15 protein-coding genes are annotated in these 20,132 nt (G+C 34.7%); 5 read left to right on the top strand and 10 right to left on the bottom strand.

Going from position 1 to position 20,132, the window contains the following annotated elements:
* Positions 1-3: 3 nt before the first annotated feature.
* Together ACM55H_RS00220 and ACM55H_RS00215 are read left to right on the top strand one after the other, a co-directional pair.
* A complete protein-coding gene (locus ACM55H_RS00220; protein WP_416834585.1) occupies positions 4-2,004 on the top strand; it encodes a fumarate reductase/succinate dehydrogenase flavoprotein subunit in 2,001 nt (666 codons plus the stop codon).
* Between the two features lie 53 nt (positions 2,005-2,057).
* Positions 2,058-2,804 carry a succinate dehydrogenase/fumarate reductase iron-sulfur subunit gene (locus ACM55H_RS00215; protein WP_416834584.1) on the top strand — a complete coding sequence of 249 codons (747 nt, stop codon included), beginning with the start codon at positions 2,058-2,060 and terminating at the stop codon, positions 2,802-2,804.
* Positions 2,805-2,868: 64 nt separating this feature from the next.
* Here ACM55H_RS00215 and ACM55H_RS00210 read toward each other — a convergent pair whose 3' ends face one another.
* Positions 2,869-5,172, bottom strand: coding sequence for a family 20 glycosylhydrolase (locus tag ACM55H_RS00210; RefSeq protein WP_416834583.1), 2,304 nt, complete (start codon positions 5,170-5,172; stop codon positions 2,869-2,871).
* 200 nt (positions 5,173-5,372) lie between these two features.
* Between ACM55H_RS00210 and ACM55H_RS00205 the strand changes: the two genes are divergently transcribed.
* On the top strand, positions 5,373-6,149 hold the full coding sequence (locus tag ACM55H_RS00205) for a DeoR/GlpR family DNA-binding transcription regulator (RefSeq protein ID WP_416834582.1): 777 nt from the start codon (positions 5,373-5,375) through the stop codon (positions 6,147-6,149).
* Here the strand turns inward: ACM55H_RS00205 and ACM55H_RS00200 are convergent.
* Genes ACM55H_RS00200 through ACM55H_RS00165 form a run of 8 tightly spaced genes read right to left on the bottom strand, consistent with a single transcriptional unit; the run spans position 6,146 to position 16,588 of the window.
* Positions 6,146-7,216, bottom strand: coding sequence for a dipeptidase (locus ACM55H_RS00200; protein ID WP_416834581.1), 1,071 nt, complete (start codon positions 7,214-7,216; stop codon positions 6,146-6,148). The genes ACM55H_RS00205 and ACM55H_RS00200 overlap by 4 nt on opposite strands.
* Positions 7,217-7,236: 20 nt before the next feature.
* Positions 7,237-8,352, bottom strand: a complete 1,116-nt coding sequence (locus ACM55H_RS00195) for a D-TA family PLP-dependent enzyme (protein WP_416834580.1) — start codon at positions 8,350-8,352, stop codon at positions 7,237-7,239.
* 4 nt (positions 8,353-8,356) lie between these two features.
* The gene (locus tag ACM55H_RS00190) at positions 8,357-9,004 is read right to left on the bottom strand and encodes a bifunctional 4-hydroxy-2-oxoglutarate aldolase/2-dehydro-3-deoxy-phosphogluconate aldolase (protein ID WP_416834579.1); all 648 of its coding nucleotides are present in this window, start codon (positions 9,002-9,004) and stop codon (positions 8,357-8,359) included.
* An 18-nt stretch (positions 9,005-9,022) separates the two neighbouring features.
* Positions 9,023-10,054 carry a PfkB family carbohydrate kinase gene (locus ACM55H_RS00185; RefSeq protein ID WP_416834578.1) on the bottom strand — a complete coding sequence of 344 codons (1,032 nt, stop codon included), beginning with the start codon at positions 10,052-10,054 and terminating at the stop codon, positions 9,023-9,025.
* Between the two features lie 11 nt (positions 10,055-10,065).
* Positions 10,066-10,533 (bottom strand): RidA family protein, encoded by a 468-nt coding sequence (locus ACM55H_RS00180; protein ID WP_416834577.1) that lies wholly within the window; start codon positions 10,531-10,533, stop codon positions 10,066-10,068.
* 4 nt (positions 10,534-10,537) lie between these two features.
* Positions 10,538-11,857 carry a GntP family permease gene (locus ACM55H_RS00175; RefSeq protein WP_416834576.1) on the bottom strand — a complete coding sequence of 440 codons (1,320 nt, stop codon included), beginning with the start codon at positions 11,855-11,857 and terminating at the stop codon, positions 10,538-10,540.
* Positions 11,858-11,871: 14 nt separating this feature from the next.
* Complete coding sequence (locus ACM55H_RS00170; protein WP_416834575.1) at positions 11,872-13,398, bottom strand: SusD/RagB family nutrient-binding outer membrane lipoprotein; 1,527 nt, start codon at positions 13,396-13,398, stop codon at positions 11,872-11,874.
* A 34-nt stretch (positions 13,399-13,432) separates the two neighbouring features.
* Positions 13,433-16,588: a SusC/RagA family TonB-linked outer membrane protein gene (locus tag ACM55H_RS00165; protein WP_416834574.1), complete on the bottom strand. Its 3,156-nt coding sequence runs from the start codon at positions 16,586-16,588 to the stop codon at positions 13,433-13,435.
* A gap of 378 nt (positions 16,589-16,966) precedes the next feature.
* Here ACM55H_RS00165 and ACM55H_RS00160 point away from each other — a divergent pair, with 378 nt between their 5' ends.
* Positions 16,967-17,731, top strand: coding sequence for a nitrilase family protein (locus ACM55H_RS00160; protein ID WP_416834573.1), 765 nt, complete (start codon positions 16,967-16,969; stop codon positions 17,729-17,731).
* Here ACM55H_RS00160 and ACM55H_RS00155 read toward each other — a convergent pair.
* Positions 17,726-19,399 carry an Ig-like domain-containing domain gene (locus ACM55H_RS00155; RefSeq protein WP_416834572.1) on the bottom strand — a complete coding sequence of 558 codons (1,674 nt, stop codon included), beginning with the start codon at positions 19,397-19,399 and terminating at the stop codon, positions 17,726-17,728. The two genes, ACM55H_RS00160 and ACM55H_RS00155, sit on opposite strands and share 6 nt — an antisense overlap.
* 226 nt (positions 19,400-19,625) lie before the next feature.
* On the opposite strand from ACM55H_RS00155, the gene mce reads away from it, so the two are divergent.
* Positions 19,626-20,027, top strand: a complete 402-nt coding sequence (mce, locus tag ACM55H_RS00150) for a methylmalonyl-CoA epimerase (protein WP_416834571.1) — start codon at positions 19,626-19,628, stop codon at positions 20,025-20,027.
* The last annotated feature ends 105 nt before the right edge of the window (positions 20,028-20,132 follow it).

Below are 20,132 nucleotides of genomic sequence, written 5' to 3'. Positions count from 1 at the left end.
ATAATGGCATTAGATTCAAAAATTCCTAGTGGTCCAATTTCGGACAAATGGACAAATTATAAAGATCATATTAATTTAGTAAACCCTGCTAATAAACGTAATTTAGATATAATTATAGTTGGTACAGGTTTGGCTGGAGGTTCTGCTGCTGCAACATTGGCAGAATTAGGATATAACGTAAAAGCTTTTTGCTTTCAAGATTCACCACGTCGTGCACACTCAATTGCTGCACAAGGGGGAATCAACGCTGCAAAAAATTATAAAGGTGATGGTGACTCAGTCCACAGATTGTTTTACGATACTGTAAAAGGAGGAGATTACCGTGCTCGTGAGGCTAACGTACACCGTTTGGCTGAAGTTTCGTCTAATATTATTGACCAATGTGTCGCACAAGGTGTTCCATTGGCTCGTGAATATGGCGGATTATTAGATAATCGTTCTTTTGGAGGAACTTTAGTTTCCCGTACTTTTTATGCACAAGGACAAACAGGGCAACAATTGCTTTTGGGTGCTTACTCAGCAATGAACCGTCAAATTGGTCGTGGTAAAGTAAAAATGCACAACCGTCACGAAATGCTGGATTTGGTAGTCGTAAACGGAAAAGCAAGAGGAATTATCGCTCGTAACTTAGTTACTGGTGAAATAGAAAGACATTCTGCTCATGCTGTTGTTATTGCTTCTGGAGGATATGGAAACGTTTTCTTCTTGTCAACCAATGCAATGGGATCTAATGCTACTGCAGCATGGAAAATCCACAAAAAAGGAGCTTTCTTCGCAAATCCTTGCTACACACAAATTCACCCAACTTGTATCCCGGTTTCTGGAGATCACCAATCGAAATTGACATTAATGTCCGAATCATTGCGTAATGATGGACGTATTTGGGTTCCTGCAAAATTAGAAGATGCGAAAGCTATTCGTGAAGGAAAGAAAAAAGCAACCGATTTATCAGAAGCTGAAAGAGATTATTTCTTAGAAAGAAGGTATCCTGCTTTTGGGAACTTAGTGCCTCGTGATGTAGCTTCTCGTGCTGCAAAAGAAAGATGTGATGCTGGTTTTGGAGTAAACAAAACAGGTGAAGCAGTTTATTTGGATTTTGCCGCAGCTATTCAACGCTACGGAAATGAGCAAGCGTATGTAAAAGGATTGGATACAAAGGATACTAAATTAGTAACTAAATTAGGTACCGAAGTTGTAAAAAGTAAATACGGGAATTTGTTCCAAATGTATTATAAAATTGTAGATGAGGATCCTTATACTTCTCCAATGATGATTTACCCTGCGGTACATTATACAATGGGTGGTACTTGGGTTGATTATAACTTGCAAACTACAATTCCGGGTTGTTTCTCTATCGGGGAATCAAACTTCTCAGATCACGGAGCCAACCGTCTAGGAGCTTCGGCTTTGATGCAAGGTTTAGCTGACGGATATTTCGTATTGCCATATACTATTGGAGATTATTTAGCTCCGGATATTAAAATGGGAACAATTTCTACTGATTTACCTGAGTTCGTAGCTGCTGAGAAAGCGGTTAAAGATCAGATTGATAAATTCATAAACAATAACGGAACACATTCTGTTGATTATTTCCACAAGAAATTAGGAAAAATTATGTGGGATAAAGTTGGTATGGCTCGTAACGCCAAAGGACTTAATGAAGCTATTGTAGAAATTGCTGCTTTGCGTGAAGAGTTTTACAAAGAAGTAAAAGTTCCAGGAACTGATAAAGGATTCAATCAGGAATTGGAAAAAGCGACACGTGTTGCCGATTTCCTTGAATTGGGAGAATTGTTCGCTAAAGATGCTTTACATCGTAATGAATCTTGTGGAGGACATTTCCGTGAAGAATATCAAACAGAAGAAGGTGAAGCGCAACGTGACGATGAGAATTTCGCATACGTAGCGGCATGGGAATACACTGGAAAACCAAGTGAAGCTGTTTTGCATAAAGAGCCGTTGGTATTTGATAACGTGAAATTAGTTCAAAGAAGTTATAAATAGTATTTCGAGAAAAGTCTTGAAGATTACTCTTAATACTTAATACTTAAAAAAAGATGAAACTTACATTAAAAATATGGCGTCAGAAAAATGCCGCTACAGAAGGAAAAATAGTTGAATACCCTATAGATCATATTGAACCAGATATGTCATTCCTTGAAATGCTTGACATTTTGAATGATGAATTAATCATGAAAGGGGATGAGCCTGTAGCTTTTGACCACGACTGTCGCGAAGGAATTTGCGGAATGTGTTCTTTGTATATCAATGGTGAAGCTCACGGGCCAGACAGAGGTGTTACAACGTGTCAATTGCACATGAGAATGTTCAAGGATGGTGATACCATTTTTATTGAGCCATTTAGAGCAAAAGCATTTCCTGTAATTAAAGATTTAGTTGTTGACAGAAGTTCTTTTGACCGAATTCAACATGCTGGTGGATTTATATCTGTAAATACATCTGGTAATACAATTGATGCAAACACAATTCCAATTAACAAGAAAGATGCTGATACTGCTTTTGATTCAGCTGCTTGTATAGGTTGTGGAGCTTGTGTTGCGACTTGTAAAAACTCATCGGCAATGTTATTTGTTGCTGCAAAAGTATCTCAATATGCTTTATTACCACAAGGACGAATTGAAGCTACTGATAGAGTTTTAAACATGGTTAGCCAAATGGATGCTGAAGGTTTTGGTAACTGTACTAACACTGGAGCTTGTGAAGTAGAATGTCCAAAAGGAATTTCTCTTGAAAATATTGCTCGTATGAACAGAGAATATATGTCGGCAAGTTTGAAAGGATAATATTATTCTTTAAGAATATAAAGTTAAAAACGCATTCATTAAGTTGAATGCGTTTTTTTATGTTCTATTCGTAATACAATTGCGAAGCGCTTATTTCCTGTTTTTCTTTTCCTTCTTGTTGAATAAAACAACTTAAAGAGGTGCCTCCAATTTGATCAAAATAACTGATTTTAATTTTGTGAAATCCTTTTTCAAGTTTTGTAGCCCCGAAAGCTTCGTTGAGCCAATGAATACCGTCATTATCAACTATTAATTCGTTATCTATAAATAGCTTGGATCCGTCATCGGAAAGAGTAGATAAAGTATAATTTGCAGTTTCTGGAATATAGATGTAGCCATCGAATTTTAAGCCGATGTAACGCTCTACTTTCGATTTCCATTTTTCACTGCTGATTGTACCTTCAAAAATACCAGATAAAGTAGGTTTTTGTAGATCTAAATCTTGTGTCTGCTGGAAAAAAGTTCCTGTATAATAATCGTATTTTAAGCCTTGTTTAGTCGGATTAATGGCTAAGGCTAATTTTAAATCAGAATTTTTTACTAGTATTTTGCTAATAGAACTTCTTCTGCCGCTTGAGCTGATCTGAATTGTTTTGATTGTTCTGTATTCACCTTTTGGAATGTTAATGGTAACTGGTTTTTTGTAAAGTTCAGCGGTTTCATCTGGATTATAACCGTCAATAGTATAGAAAATTTGTCCGTTTTTGATTGTTGGTTGAACATCTAAAACATATTTTGATGCTATTAGTGCTGTTTCTGTAGTGCCAAATGGGGCTGGAACTTTATACAATCTTTTTTGTAATTCTAATTTTTCTAAGTGATGTGGCATTCTGCTCAATACAAAGTTATTGTAATTTTTATTTTGAGTTTCTGTCCAGGCTATTTCTGCTAAAGCAAATAATCTAGGATAGAGCATGTAGTTTAATTTGGCAGGACTCGTTAGATATTCAGACCAAAGATTGGACTGAACTCCCATAATATATTTTTGTTCATCAATAGTTAAACTATCTGCTGGAGTTGGATTGTAATGGTAAACTTTGTCAATGGTAGTTAATCGACCCACAGTCAATGGTTCTTGCGGGGAATAACCTTGGTTGTAATCAAAATAAAGGTATTGCTCAGGATTCATAATTACAGCATGCTTTTGTTTTGCAGCACTAATTCCCCCAGCTTCCCCACGCCAAGACATTACAGCTGCATTTGGTGCAAGGCCACCTTCGAGAATTTCATCCCATCCAAGAATCTGTCTGCCGTTTGCATTAAGAAATTTTTCTATACGTTTTGTTAGATAACTTTGTAATTCGTGTTCGTTTTTTAAACCTAAATCTTTGATTTTTTTTTGACAATTGGGGCATGTTTTCCATCTTGTTTTTGGACATTCATCACCGCCAATATGGATGTATTTGCTTGGGAATAAAGCAATAACTTCTGTTAAAACATCTTCTAAAAAAGTAAATGTTTCCTCTTTTCCTGCACAGAATACATCTTCAAAAACGCCCCAAGATTCGATTACTTTATAAGGTCTTTCAGGAAAACAAGCTAAATTTGGATAAGCTGTAATAGCTGCTGTTGCATGACCTGGCATTTCGATTTCAGGAATGATATTTACATAATGGTCTTGGGCAAATTGAACGATTTCTTTGATTTCGTCTTGCGTATAAAAACCTCCGTATGGATTTCCATCAAAGAACATTGGAGATCTTTCAAATTTATTTCCAACTAAAGTCTGCGCTCGTTTAGATCCTATTTCTGTTAATTTTGGATATTTTTTTATTTCAATTCTCCAACCTTGATCATCGGTTAAATGCCAATGAAAATTATTGAGTTTATAATAGGACATCTGACTGATAAAATCTTTTATAACATCCACAGAGAAAAAATGACGACAAACATCCAGGTGTAAACCTCTGTAGGAATAACGAGGTTGGTCTTCAATCTCAATGCATGGTAGTTTTAGCTGTTTATTGTTAGGCAGATAATTTGGTAGAAGTTGTAGAAGGGTTTGTGTGGCATAAAACAATCCTTCATCGCGACCGGTAACGAGGATGCCTTTTTGAGTAATGCTTATTTTATAAGATTCTTTATTTGCTAATGTGTTATCTGTAGTGTTGAATTGAATTGTAATTCCCGTACTTTTATTTGAGAGTTTATCATTTAAGATGTTTTCAAATAGCTGTGCAGTTTTAAGCTCTTTGGAATTAAATTTTTGTTTTTCGAATTTAATTTTTACTGTTCCTTTTATAATAAGACTATCCCCGCTGGCTTTGTAATAATTAGGGGCGGGTATTATTGTGTTGTTGGTTGTTTTTTCTTGAGCATTGCAATAAGAATAACAAAATATCAAAAAGAGTATGATGCTTTTTTTCATGTTTTAATTTTTGATTGTTGAAACAAATTTAAAGTTTATAATGGTAGTGATAATTTATTTTGCAATTTTTTTGCAAAATAAATTTATGCGTTAAGCCTTTTGAAAACGAGTGTATTGTCTTTATTGATTGGTTAATGATTGATTTATATAGCAATATTATTGCATTAATTGTTTACATTTGTTCTAAAAAATAGAAGGGCATGAATGATAATGAATTAGTAAATTACACTAAAGAAGAAAGAAAAACTCATATTTTAAAAGAGATAAACTTGCATACCCGTGTAAGTTTTGAAACGCTATCGAGTCAGTTATTTGTATCTGAAGACACAGTACGAAGAGACATAAACGAGTTAGAGTTAGAGTCATTATTGATAAAGGTAAAAGGTGGAGCCATGACAAAAGCTTACCATCATTCTTCTTCCTCCACACAAACATATGCTGAAGAATCAAAAAAAATAATTGCTAATAAAACTATTGGATTACTTCATGACGGCATGGTTTTGTTGATTGGCGGTGGCACAACTATTAGAGAGTTTATTAGAATGATTCCTAGTGATTTGAATCTGACTATTTTCACGGTAAGTATTTTATCAGCAGTTGAATTATTGGATAAACCCAATATAAAAACCATAATGATAGGAGGGAGCATCTCTTCCTATAGTCAAATGTGCGTGAGTGGCGATGTTTATCATCAGTTGGGAAATATTAAGGCTGATTTATTAGTATTAGGAACAAATGCATTAGATATTGAAGGTGGTTTTTCCGATTCTGATTGGGAAACAGTTCAAGTAAAAAAGGCAATGATTCAAGCCTCTCATAAAACAGCTATACTCACTATATCAGAAAAATTGGATACAGTATTAAAAATGAAAATAGCCAACTTATCTGAAGTAGATTTTGTGGTTACAGAAGTAGATTCGGACAACGAAAAACTACAATCCTATAAGCAGGCTGTTCCAAGTTTAGTTTTTCTTTAGTTCCAATTTTTCAGTAAGAAATTAATCCAATTTTGATGGAAGATATTTTTTAAATCATCTTCAGAATATCCGTGGTTTCTAAAAATTGTAACCAGTTTTTGTAAGTCGGCGATGGTGTTTAAATCGTATGGACTTTGTTCCGTACCAAAGGCTCCATCAAGGTCAGATCCTATGCCGATATGTTGGGCATTTCCAGCAAGTTGACAAATGTGGTCCATATGTTTGAAAACACTTTCTAAATTACAGTCTTTATCAATAGGGGTTGAAACGCCTCTTTGCCAATTGGTAACTAACATCCATGCATCCAAGGCGCCTCCTATTACAGCCCCTCTATTGATAAGTTCTTTAATTTGATCGTCACTGTATTGTCTATTGTGGTTCACTATGCTTCTACAGTTATTATGACTTGCCCAAATAGGACCATTATATTGTTCTAAAGCTTGCCAAAAAGCATCGTCACATAAATGCGTTGCGTCAAGAATAATATTCAAACGTTCCATTTCCTTGAGTAATTCAATTCCGTTAGAATTCATTTTTCCTGTAGCATCTGTTCCGTTTGCATAGCGTCCAGGTCCATAATGTGCAGGCCCAATTGCTCTTAATCCATAGTTGTAAGCTTTTTCGACATAGGATAGGTCTACAATAGAATCGGCACCTTCTAAGCTTAGGATATATCCAATAGGTTTTTTCTCATTGGGAGTGCCGTCATTCCATAATGTGAGCTGGTTTTGTAGCGATTGCTTATCGGTAATTTGCACCATTTCACCTTCTTCTTCCATGCATTTATACCAAGCTATTTGCGCCTGTGTTTGTGCCCATGCTTGTTGAGGGGAATTCCAACCCGGTATTTTACTTTCCGGTTTTACATAGCGGGCAATCTGTGTAGCCACTACAATTCCAATATTCCCTTTTCTTAAATCAGGGAATGAAACGGTAGCTTTCGCTCTATCTGGTTTGTCAGTCATGCCATGCTCTAAAAGACGCAAAGTGGCTACGTCATTTCTTAAATCTCTATTCCATTCCATAGCATTCATGCTAAGGTCAAGATGTGCGTCTATTATAAACATAAGGTTATTGTGTTTAATCTTTAAATACTTATTTTTTTGTTTCGTGCCAAAACAGACCATTGATTACTGATGTTATCCTGTTTGTTTACCACTTGTATCGATTCATATAAAGCACAAGTCGGACAAACATGATAGGGTAGCGCATAAATTGTTTCTCCAATAGCATAGTCTTTTTCTCCTTTGTTTTCAAAAACTAAATGCTCTTCTGAGTGTGCAATTGGAATTAAGTTTTTATCATTTAAAATAGTTAAACGTTTATCCAAAGGATTTTCTGAAGCCACAGATTTATATCCAATATCGATACATAATGTGTTGCTCGTAGGTTTTGAAATAATGGTTCCAACAATTACAGCTGCATGTTTAAAATCCTGTTCTGGCAACTGTATTTGGTAATTGACATCCCAAAAGATAAAAGTGCCGGGACTGCATTCAATATCTTTTATAGTGGAATAAAAAGGAAATGTATTTGAGCCTCCGGCAACAATTTTCAATTTATAATCTAATCCTTGTTGAAGGATTGAAAGACGATTGTTTATCTGATTAAAGGAATATAAAACATCTTGTTTACGTTGTTCCATCGTGCCTTTTACATGCCCGTCATAAATATGTAATCCTAAAAAGTTAAGCATTGGCAATTGAATTATTCTATTCGCTAAATTCTCCCAATTGTCAGTAAAATTAACACCTGTTCTATTCATTCCGGTATTAATGTCAAGATAGATGTTTAGTGTTAAATTATTTTCCTTTGCCAGTTGAGCTAATTCTTCAACAGTTTTGAGATTGTCAACTATGGTTGAAAAAACGGAACTCGGATATTTTTGTATTAGTTTAATCCACCGATTTTTTTTTAGTCCGGCAGGTTGGTATGCCAATAAAACATCTGAAATATGATGCATGGCACTCAATTCAGCTTCTGCTATTGTAGCACATTTTACTTTGTCAATTTTATATGTTTTAAAAAGATCTAAAATTTCACCGGTTTTATGTGTTTTTATATGTGGTCTTAGCTTTTGGGTATTGCCGTCGACGGAAGCTATCAGCTTTTCAATATTGAATTGCATGCGATCGGTATAAACAGCCAAGAAAGGCGTGTCGATAAGAGTTTCCGGATTTATTTCCCACCAATTATATTGCATAGCTTTAGTTTCTTGATTTTCCCACCATTTCAGTTAAATGCTTAAATAAGTGACATGATTTTTCATAGTCTATTTGAGCCAATGTTTCTTTTGAAAATAAATTAGATCCAATTCCCACGCAAACTACACCTGATTTGAACCAAGATTTTAAGTTTTTTTCTTCGAGCGCTACTCCTCCGGTAGGCATTAGTTTCAAGTTTGGAAATGGTGCTTTTATCGCTTTTACATAATCTGCTCCGCCTATTTTATCTGCCGGGAAAAGTTTGACAATTTCTGCACCTAATTTATTCGCATTAAGGACTTCGTTTAAAGTTGCGGCACCAGGAATCCAATAAAGATTATTTTCAATACAATAATTTCCTATTTCAACATCAGTATGTGGACAAACGATGCAATCTGCACCCAAATTATGATATAGCTTGGCATCGTTAACTGTCAAAACAGATCCTACACATAGCTTCAGGTCTAAGTTGTGTTTTCTTTTAAAATCAATCATGCGGCTGAATACTTCTATTGAATCAGCTGAACGTGCTGCGTACTCAATAACCTTGATTCCGGTATCTGATGCTGATTTCATTATGATTTCGGCAGTATTGATGTCTACTTTAGTGATTAAAGGAAGGACACCTTGTTTTTTTAAAATTTCGTACATGAGTTTGTTAAATAAATATTATCTACTAATTCGATTACTAGGACCATTCTCAAGAAAATGTTTTATTTCCTGCGGGGTAGTCACGGCAAAATCTCCATAAATACTTTGTTTGATAACGCCACAAGCGGTAGCCCAATCAATACAATCTTGCGGAGGCATTTTATTAATTAATCCGTAAAGCAAGCCAGCAGTAAATGCATCTCCTGAGCCAATTTGATCTGTAACCAAATGTATTTGGTGTAGTTTCGATTGGTAAAAATGCGCTTCGTGCATCAACATTGCAGAATATAAATGGGATTGACCCTCTGATTTTCTGAAACTCATGGCAAGCGTTTTTAAATAGGGCATCTTTTGTTTTAATAGCTGGTAAGCTTTTTGAAATCGATCAGCATCAGTGCTGTTTTTATCGGTTTTGATGCCAAAATAAATTTCAACAGCATCTAAGTCTGCTACTGTAATAGTACTGTAAGCAAGTAATTCAGGCATAACTTCAGAAGGTTTTTTGCCGTATTGCCATAACTTAGAGCGATAGTTAAAGTCTGAAGAAATGGTTAATCCTTTGTTGTGGGCAGCAACGATTCCTTCTTTACATACTTGGGTAGCTTCATTGGATATTGCAGGGCTAATTCCGGACCAGTGAAAATGGGTAGCGCCTTCTAAAACGGTTTCCCAATTAACCTCCTCTGATGTAATTGTTGCAAATGAGGAGTTGTTACGGTCGTAAATAACTTGAGACTGTCTTATTTGATTGCCTGTTTCAACAAAATATAAACCCATGCGTTCTCCACCAAAAATGCAGTGAGAAGTGCCTACATTGAATTTGTTTAACTCATTCAAAGCAAGTTGACCCAGATCGTTTTTGGGTATTCTGGTAATGTATTCTGTTTTTATGCCTAACTGGGAAAGTAGTACACAAACATTTGCCTCAGCACCTCCAGTTTGAACACGCATTTCATTGGCTTGGGTAAATCTAAAGCCATTAGTTGCACTCATTCGTAATAAGAGTTCGCCAATAGTCGCTACTTTTGGTTGTGGGGTGTTAGTGTTCATTTGTATAATAATTAGTATAATTCAAAAATTGCCTCTACTTCTACGGGAATATTGTCAGGTAATGAGCCCATTCCTACTGCACTTCTAACTCCAATTCCGTTTTCTTGTCCCCATACTTCGGCAAATAATTCACTGCAACCATTGATTACATAAGGATGCTGCAAAAAATCAGAACTGCAGTTTACCATGCCTAAGACTTTTATGACTCTTTTTACGGAATTCAGACTATCAAAATTAGTGATAATGGTTGATAACATGGTTAATCCCACTTGTTTAGCAGCTAATTTTCCAGCTTCAATATCCATGTCTTCACCGATTCGTCCTATAATTAGTGATTTGTCGTTTCTTACAGGCCCATGTCCTGATAAATACAAGTATTTTCCGTCTATCAAAAACGGTTTGTATATTCCAAGAGGTTTAGGAGCAGGCGGTAATGATAAGCCAAGTGTTTCAAACTTTTCTTGTGGTAATAAATTCATGATATTAGTGTATAATAAAGTTTAATATAAAAACGAAAATAATTCCAAGGACAGAAACTAAAGATTCCATTACTGTCCATGACTTAAAAGTGTCTTTGATGCTGGTGTTGAAATATTCTTTAAACATCCAAAAACCAGGATCATTAACATGGGAGCACATTAGGCTTCCGGCTCCAATAGACAGTACTAATAAATTAGGGTCGAGACCTTGCAACTGAAGTAAAGGAAGTAAAACGCTGGCTGTCATTAATCCGGCCGCAGTGGCAGAGCCAATACTGATGCGTATCAATGCGGCGATGAGCCAGGCAAGTAAGTAAGGGTGAATGTCAATTTTTATTAAACATTCAACAATAGTTTGACTAACGCCACTTACCATCATCACTTCTTTGAGACTTCCTGCACCTCCAATTATAAGTAATATTAAGGCAACATCTTTGATTGCAATTGCGTAATCTGCCATGATAACCTTCATGCTTTTTCCTATGCGTATTCCTAAAGTGTAGGTGCAAATTATTAGGGACAGTAGCATTATAATACTTGGATCTCCTATGGTTTTGCAGATGATACTTACTTGTTCATTCTTCCAAACTAAAGGCAATAAAGACGTAATGGTTAGCCCAAAAACAGGAAATAATGAAGATAAAATGCTAATAAAAAAACTGGGTTGTGATATTTCATCCGTTGTTGTCTCAATTGGAATAATCGTGTTTTCTGAACCAGATTTAATGTTTTTTAATACATTAGAAAATAATAAACCAGCGATTAAAATGGTTGGTACAGAAATTAGAATCCCATAAATTAATACTAAACCAATATCAGCATTCAATATATTACTTAACGCCATAGGCGAAGGATGCGGAGGTAAAAAACCATGCGCTACTGATAGCGATGCCAGCATTGGAATAGCTAAATAGACTTTAGGTAATTTAAATTGATACGCTACTGAAAATATTAAAGGTACCAAAAGCACAAATCCAATGCTGTAAAACAAAGGGATGCCAACAATAAATCCTGTAACCATTAAGCCTAAACGCACATATTTTTCTCCAGTCCATTTCATAATGGTCTTTGCAATGACGTTTGCAGCTCCAGAAGAGACTGTAAGTTTTCCTATGCAAGTTCCAAAAATAATAATCAAGGTAATTGAGCCCAACATGTCACCCAATCCTTTTTGCACTGTTTGAGTTAGCGTTGTTATTGGCAAACCTAAAAAAAGGCCTGCCAACAACGAAACTATAATAAAGGCGATAAACGGATTAATTTTAAACCATGTTATTTGTAACACCAAAAAGATGATGCATGCCGAGAGAATTAAAATACTCATTTATCTATTCTTTTTTATTTATCCCACCACACTTTTGTTGTGAAAGTATCTGCGCCCTGACGCTTAGTTGCTTCTGCTAAGTTAGTTGAATTAACAGAATATTCACTTGTTGGATATTTGAAACGTCTTGGAATTGTGCCGTTTGTTACGTTTCCTGGAAAATTTACCGGAGTTAAAACCGGGTATCCTGTTCTCCTCCAGTTTGCATAAACTTCTTGTTCATCCACAAACAAAGCAATCCAAATTTGGGTATGAATTTGATTCATCTTTTGATCAAATGTACCAGTAGTCATAAATGGATTAGCTGTTAAATAGGGTGTTGTATCATTTATAGTATAGGCTGAACCGTAAATTCCTGCATTAGTAAAGGAAGCTTTGATAGCCTTTTCATATAAACTTTTATCTGTTTCGGCAGTGTACCATCCTCTTAGTGCTGCTTCGGCCATATATAAATTAGTTTCCGTATTGCTAAGTATAATAAGTGGCGCATCATATTTGAAAACAGTGCTTTGATTTGGTTCAGAATAAGTAGCTTGTTCTGTTGCACTTGGGGCAATATTTGTACCGTTTGGAAATCCTTTTTGAATGTCACTGCTTGTGTTTTGTTGTGTTCCTACCCAAACTCCAGAATAAACACTGATTCTTGGATCAGCAGTCGCTTTCAACAGATCGATGAATGTTTTACTAAGTTTACCGCCTTCAACATTTTTTTTACCGTATGACCCTTGTGTGAAATCATCTCTTCTTGGACTAAAAGCGGTTGGATTGCGATTGTAATCGTTTGGCCCATCAGTGTATTTCATTATTGCATTATCAGATCCATTAATGATTACTCCTCCGGCAATTGCTTTATTTACCCAAATTTTAGAAAGTGCAGGATCAACTTTGGTTAATCTCATTCCCAAACGAAGCATTAGTGAATAAGAGAATTTTTTCCATTTATTAACATCTCCATCATATATTAAATCAGCCTTGCCAAAACTTGGTTTAGAAGCATCCAATGCTAATGCCGCTTCATCCAGTTCTTTTAGCAAGTCTTTATAAATAAGTTCTTGACTGTCATATTTTGGTAAAAAGACCAAGTCTGTTCCGCCTTTAGCAGCATCTGAATAAGGAACGTCTCCATATAAATCAGTAATGCGATGAAACATATAAGCTCTCCAGATTCTTGCAATATTAAGTTTGTTGCTATCGGTTGGGGAATACTTTAACAAGTTCGTTACAATTGAAACTTCGTTAATACCAGCAGGGTAAGCTTGATTAAAGAAAGCAGAATAATAAACCTCATTGTTGAGGTATTTGTCTCCTACGCCTGAAGCTTCTTTGTAAGTGGCGTAATGTTGTAGCATTCCCCCACACTCAAGGATTGAGGTTAGGAAATAATTATTATTTAATCCATCTAGCTGGGACTGGCTAAAAAGATAGTTAGCATTCCCTTTCGTTACAGCATTTGGATTAGTATTAATTTCTTCAAAGTCTTTGGTACATGCTGACATACTTAATAAAAGTACACCCGCTATATATATTATTGTCTTTTTCATATCTTTTAATTTTAAATCATTATTAAAAACTAGCTTATAATTTAACATTCAAACTTAAACCAAAGCTTCTGGTTTTAGGTATTCCAAATTGCTCTACACCTTGTGCGTTACCAGCACTAAATACAGACTCTGGGTCAACATTTGGAGTTTTCTTATAAAGGATAAATAAATTTCTGGCTACAAATGAAATCGAAGCACCTTGTATTTTTGATAACATTTTAACCTTGCTTATAGGCAATTGGTATCCAATGATTACTTGTCTAAGTTTGACAAAACTTGCGTCGTATACGAAAGTAGAGGAGATGTTTTTTAAATTATCGTAATAGGTTCTTAAATTTTCAGGAGCAATAACCATATTAACAGGGTTTCCGTTTACATCAACTCCTTTAATAGGTAATCCGTTTTCACGACCTTCTAATGTTAATTTCGTTAATCCCATACGTGTTCCATACAAATCAGTACCAGAGTATAAACTACCTCCAAATTTCGCATCAATTAAAAAGCTAAAAGTGAAAGTTTTGTATTTAAATTCATTGTTGAATCCTGCTCCCCATGGATGTACACCTTGACCAAGTTCTTCAAGTGGTCCTCTAACAATACTGGCAGAACCACCACTTACATTATATACAGTGTTGCCTTTAGCGTCTTTGAGGGGTTTGTATCCCTTTATGATGCTATAAGGTCTATTAACATCACTCGCAATTGTCACGTAACCATTTACGGAAGTAGCCATAGTTATCGAATTCAATTGATCCGTTAGGGCTTCTACTCTGTTTTTGTTATAAGATCCGTTAATACTGGCATCCCATGAAAAATTTCCTGAGTTGATTATTTTGCCACTAATCAAAAGTTCAACTCCTTTGTTGCTCATTTTTCCTACATTTAACAATGCTGTGTTGGCACCTGATCCGGCCGAAATTGTAGTCTCAACAATGTCATTTGTGGTGGTACGATTATACCATGCAAAATCAACATTTAATCTATTTTTGAAAAAACCTAAATCAGTACCGGCTTCAAAGGTTGTTGAGGTTAATGGACTTAACGTTGAATTAGGAACTCTTGTGCCTGTAGGAGCTTGAAGTTGCTGTCCGTTATGTCCACCTTGAATCATCGAATAAGAAGCGTTAAGTGCATAAGGATCTGGAGTTGCTCCACCAACTTGCGCCCAGGAGCTTCTTAATTTTGCAAATGAGATCCAACTTGGCATAGTCATAATGTCAGAAAGTATTAAACTGGATCCTATGGATGGATAGAAAATATTATTGTTTTTAGCTGAAAGTGTCGAAAACCAATCTTGACGACCTGTAAAACCTAGAAAAAATACATTTTTATAGTCTAAATCAATAGATCCGTAAGCTGAGTTTGTTTTCGTTTTCCCATAAGGATAACTATAAGTCAATGTTGATAAATTACTTAAAGAATAGAAATCTTCCAATACAAAACCAGAACCATTTGCGTTTATTTCATCTCTTATAGACGTTCTGGAATTAACTCCTGCCAATGCATTTAATGAGATATCTTTAAATATGTTCTTCTTACTATAATTCATAATAAGTTCAGAATTCAAATTTGATAATGTCGCTTTAGTGCTTTGAACATAGCCTACAGGATTGTTTAATGTTGTTTTTGGGATGTATCCAAAGAAATTATAATTGGTGTAATCCTGTCCAATACGTCCTTGAAGGAATAAATCAGGAGTAAAATTTAGCTTTACGTTCAGCATTCCTATAAAACGTTTTTTGCTATCATTATTTTTAATCTTGTTAACGACAAATTGAGGATTAGTTGCAACTGCCACAGGGTTCCAAGGCACTTCTATTCCGTTAGCATCATATCCAGTACCTAAATTTCTAATGTCTACTGTATTGGCAATCATATAGGTTCCCCAGTTTGCATTTGCTTCAGCATCCGATACAGTTGGTCTGTTGTTTGATTCTTCTACATTATATTGAGTCACGAAGTCAAATTTTAACCAATCCGTTAAACTAACATCACTAGCCATATTGATTGTCTTGCGATTAAAGTCTGAATTAGGAAGAATACTTTCGTTATTCATATTCGAAAAAGAAAGTCGCCCATTTGCTTTTTCAGTTCCTCCCGATAAAGCGATTGAATTAGTAAAAGTAGTACCTGTTCTATAGAAATTTTTGATATTGTTTTTTTGTGGGCTATAAGGCCTTTTCACTCCATCAAATTGAATCACGTCTGTACCATCCATTTTTGCTCCCCAAGACCATCGGCCATCGGCGATAGCTTCAGCTTGTGTAGTAGGTTTTTTTCCTCCGGCACCTGAACCATATTCATATTGCCAATCTGGAATTACCAATGGGTTTTCTAATGTAAAGGATGTATTGTACTCTATTCCAATTCCTTTTTGTGCAGAACCTCTTTTGGTTTTAATCAAGATAACTCCATTCGCTGCATTGGCTCCGTATAATGCTGCAGCTGTCCCTCCTTTTAATACTGTAATCGATTTGATGTCGTCTGGGTTTATTCCTGAAATACCATCACCTCTGTCTACATTTATTCTGGTGGAATTAGCTCCATTACCAATGCCGGGTAAATTGAGTTGAGAGTTGTCTATAGGTAGGTCATTTACCACATACATAGGTTGATTATTTCCGTTTAAAGAACCGTTCCCTCTAATTATTACACGACTCGAACCGTTTGGCCCCGTAGCCATGCTGCTCACATTTACACCTGCAATTTTCCCCACTAATGCATTAGCTATGTTTGCTTCTTTGGCTTTATTGAAGTCAGACCCTTTTAATTCGGTTACAGCATATGTTATTGATTTGGCTACTTTTTTAACACCTAATGCAGTAACTACAACTTGATCCAAAACATTTTCAGCAGGTTTTAAACTAATAAGTAATTCTTGATAGCCGTTTATTTTAAATTCTGTTTTTTCGTATCCCATGTAGGTCACTATAATAGTGCTTTCGTTTTCGGGAAGTTTTAATTTGAATTTTCCTGATGCGTCTGATATTGTAGAAATTTTGGTATTGCTTTTAGCGTATATCATTGCGCTTGGAATTGCTGCGCCGTCATCTTTACTGACTATTTTACCGGAAATTTCTATTTGGTTGATGTTTTTTTCTGTTAGTTGCTTTTTTGTTGCAACTTCTTGCGCTTTTACTGTGAGCATCATTCCCCCAATAAACACTAGAGATAGCAGTTTGATTTTCATAATTTTTTGGTTTTCATTGTTTTTTTGGTTTTTATTAGCATTCAAATGTATATAATTTTTTTCACGAAATGCGATTTTTTTGCATTTTTTGCATTTTTTTTGCAAGAAATTTTTTTACGAAGTTTTTTTTGTTCAGAAAAGAAAGGAGTTTAAGCTATTGTATTGCATTTAAAGTAGCTGAGAAAATTCGTACTTATGGGTTTTGTAAAAAATACCCAAAATGGTTTTTAGCTGATTTATATTACAAGTAGTATATAGTATATTTTAAATAGATATACTGAAATAAAGAAAAATATCCGTTAGGTTCTTTTTGTGGTTATTAAAGAATCCAAGAGTGTTAGGTGTTGTCTGTATTCTATAAATAAGTAATTTTGTAAAATGAAAATAGCACTTATTCAATCGTCTCTTTATTGGGAAAACCCAAAATCAAATCGAAACTATTTCGAAGAAAAAATCAATGCAATTAATAGTGATTTGATTGTACTCCCAGAAATGTTTACATCCGGATTTACTATGAGCCCGGCAAATGTTGCAGAAACTATGCAAGGAGAAACGATGATGTGGCTAAAGTCTTTGGCGAAAGCAAAAAAAACAGCTATTACGGGAAGCTTGGTTATAGAAGAAAATAATAATTTCTATAACAGAATGGTATTTGTTTTTCCATCAGGGGAAATCCAATTCTATGATAAAAAACACTTATTTACTTTGGCTGGAGAAGATAAAGTGTATACCAGCGGAACCCAAAAAATTATTGTAGCGTATTTAGATTGGAAAATTTGCCTACAAGTGTGTTATGATTTAAGATTTCCAGTATTCTCTAGGAATTCTGAGGATTATGATTTGTTGATTTATGTAGCAAGTTGGCCAAAAATAAGAACAAATGCTTGGGATGCATTGCTTAAAGCCCGTGCAATTGAAAACATGAGCTATGCGATTGGGGTTAACAGAATAGGGGAAGACAATAATGGCTATCAGTATATAGGACACTCGCAAGCGATAGATTTTCTTGGGAATTACATTGTCGAGCCAGTAGAGTCTGAAGGTATTCTCTTTGCGGAATTAAATAAAGAAAAGATGCTGCAAACCAGACAAAAGTTAGGTTTTTTGAATGATAGAGATGTTTTTGAAATAAAAAAATTATAGTTTTTTATTCTTTTTATCCGTTTTCTTTTTAGGTTCAGGAATGTAAGGAAGACTTAAATCAAAAACTTGGTTAACGTCCCAATTAGCCCGAACGTCTATTTCCTTAGAAAAATAAATCACTTCCTCAGCTTGGCGTTTTTCTAAATAACTTCCTGAATCCCATTCTTTATTTTTGTTTTCGTCGTAAACAGCTCTAAGGGTATAAAGTGCGGGTTCAATTAGATTAAAGTCGATTATTGTGTTTTTTTCAGAGTATCCGGTAGCTAAAATTTCTCCTTTTGTATTGGTTAGTTCTACTATGACCGGAAATTGTTTTACATTTTGTAAAGACACACTAAGATTTCCATATTCAGCGGTGCTTTTTGTAGTTAATTTATACGTTAATGAATCATTTGATTTTTCAAAAAAATCAGTCAATGCGCCGGGTAGAATCGAAACAGTATACTTTTCTAAAGGTTCTTTTTGAAAATCGAAATGCAATTTCTGGTTGAATTCATCATATTCAGTTGTAAAAGGAACAGCAGTATTTGCTTTATTAACCAATTTTATTTTTGAATTGTCAAAACCTGTTAATGGTGTAGCGGTTTCTAAAGTGAATCGATCTCTGAAATTTAATACGCCATTTTGTACGGCTGTGATGTTTAAAGTGTCTTTTTTCTGGTCTTTGATTTTAAAGGAAAAATTCACATTATATTTCTCTTTGGAAACAGCCAAAGCTAACGAATCTGCTTTTATAGGTTTGTACCATATTTGTAGGGAATCCTTTTTAGGTAATTGGGTAACAATTGTGGATAGTCCCGAAGCTTCGGGATCATTCTTGTTTTTCAAGATTATTTTAGGTCTTGAATTGGCTTGATTAATCTTCCCTTCGTATCCCATCACTAATCTATTTCCTGATACTTGAGTTGGCTTGAAAGCTTTGAATGCAGCTACTTCTCTAAATAATGCTAAGTTGTAGACAGTATCGTTTGGGATAGAGATGAATTGTTTGTGAAATCCAATTTTATCTTTTTTGGGATTGAACTTGTTATTGCTATTGTAGTCTTTCATTGCTACAAGAAGATATTTCCCTGCTTTAAGATTCTCTAAACGGAATGTTTTTAGGCTATCCAATGTATTTGTTACATATCTTGGATTTTCTTTATATACTATTGAATCCTTAAAAGTATCATTTACTTCATACAACATAACAGAAATGAATGATTCTGCGTCTTTTTCATAAGCATCTTTTACAGTTCCTCCAATAGACAAAGAGTCTATGTAGTCTCCGGTTGAAAACACATATTTGAACTGGTTGAATGGATTTCCTTCGTTATTATCTGCTATACTCTGGCCAAAGTTGAAGCTATAAGTCGTGTTGGGCTGCAGTGTGTCTTTTATTTTAATAGTAATAAATTTACTGGCAGTTGTTGGAAGAATCAATGGTTCATTTTTCATTGGAGGTGAAATAATCAACTGTTTGTTTAGATTCTTTAATTTGATATTTTCATCAAATACTAATTTAATCTCATTTCCTTTGAAATTAGTATTGAAATTTTTAGGAAAACTCATTTTTAAAACGGGTGCAATAGTATCTTTCAAGCCTCCGGTAATGCTGCCTCTTTTTGCACAACCAATCATAAGTAAAAGCAGAAATAAGGAAATATATTTTAAATTGTTTTTCAACATATCAAATCAAAATTAGAATCTACAAAATAACAATTATAATTAATGTAATCGAAATTTTTTATCGAATTATTGTGAGGTATTTAACTAAGCTTACTTTTGTAATTCTTCCTGCTTTTGTGATTTTTAATATGTAATTTTACATGGTTTTAAGGTTTATGAATTATAGAAAAATACAATTTTTCTGCCTTTAAATTTTACAATTAATTTCTAATAGAATATTTAAATAATGAAAAAAATAGAGCATATTGGGATTGCAGTTAATGATTTAGAAACGTCGAATTTAATTTTTGAAAAGCTATTAGGAGCGGCTCCTTATAAATTTGAAGAAGTGGAAAGTGAAGGGGTGACGACTTCGTTCTTTAATGTTGGTCCTAATAAAATTGAACTTTTAGCCGCAACCAATACAGATAGTCCTATTGCGAAATTTATTGCAAAGAAAGGAGAGGGGATACATCATATCGCTTTTGATGTGGAGGATATTGTACTGGAAATAGCGCGTTTAAAGGAAGAAGGGTTTGTTGTCCTGAATGAGGTTCCAAAGAAAGGTGCAGATAATAAGCTGGTTGCTTTTCTGCATCCCAAAAGTACTAATGGCGTTTTGATTGAGCTATGTCAGGAAATAAGATAGTTTTTTTAATAAAAAAAACTTATAATTCTAATATTCAGTTAGTTTCTATTTGAAAGCATTCAATAATAAAACTATATGAAAATCTAAGTCAAAAATATTTGGAGC

This window comes from Flavobacterium cryoconiti (genome assembly GCF_048158645.1).
Classification (GTDB): domain Bacteria; phylum Bacteroidota; class Bacteroidia; order Flavobacteriales; family Flavobacteriaceae; genus Flavobacterium; species Flavobacterium cryoconiti.
This window is presented reverse-complemented; position numbering and strand designations above follow the sequence as displayed.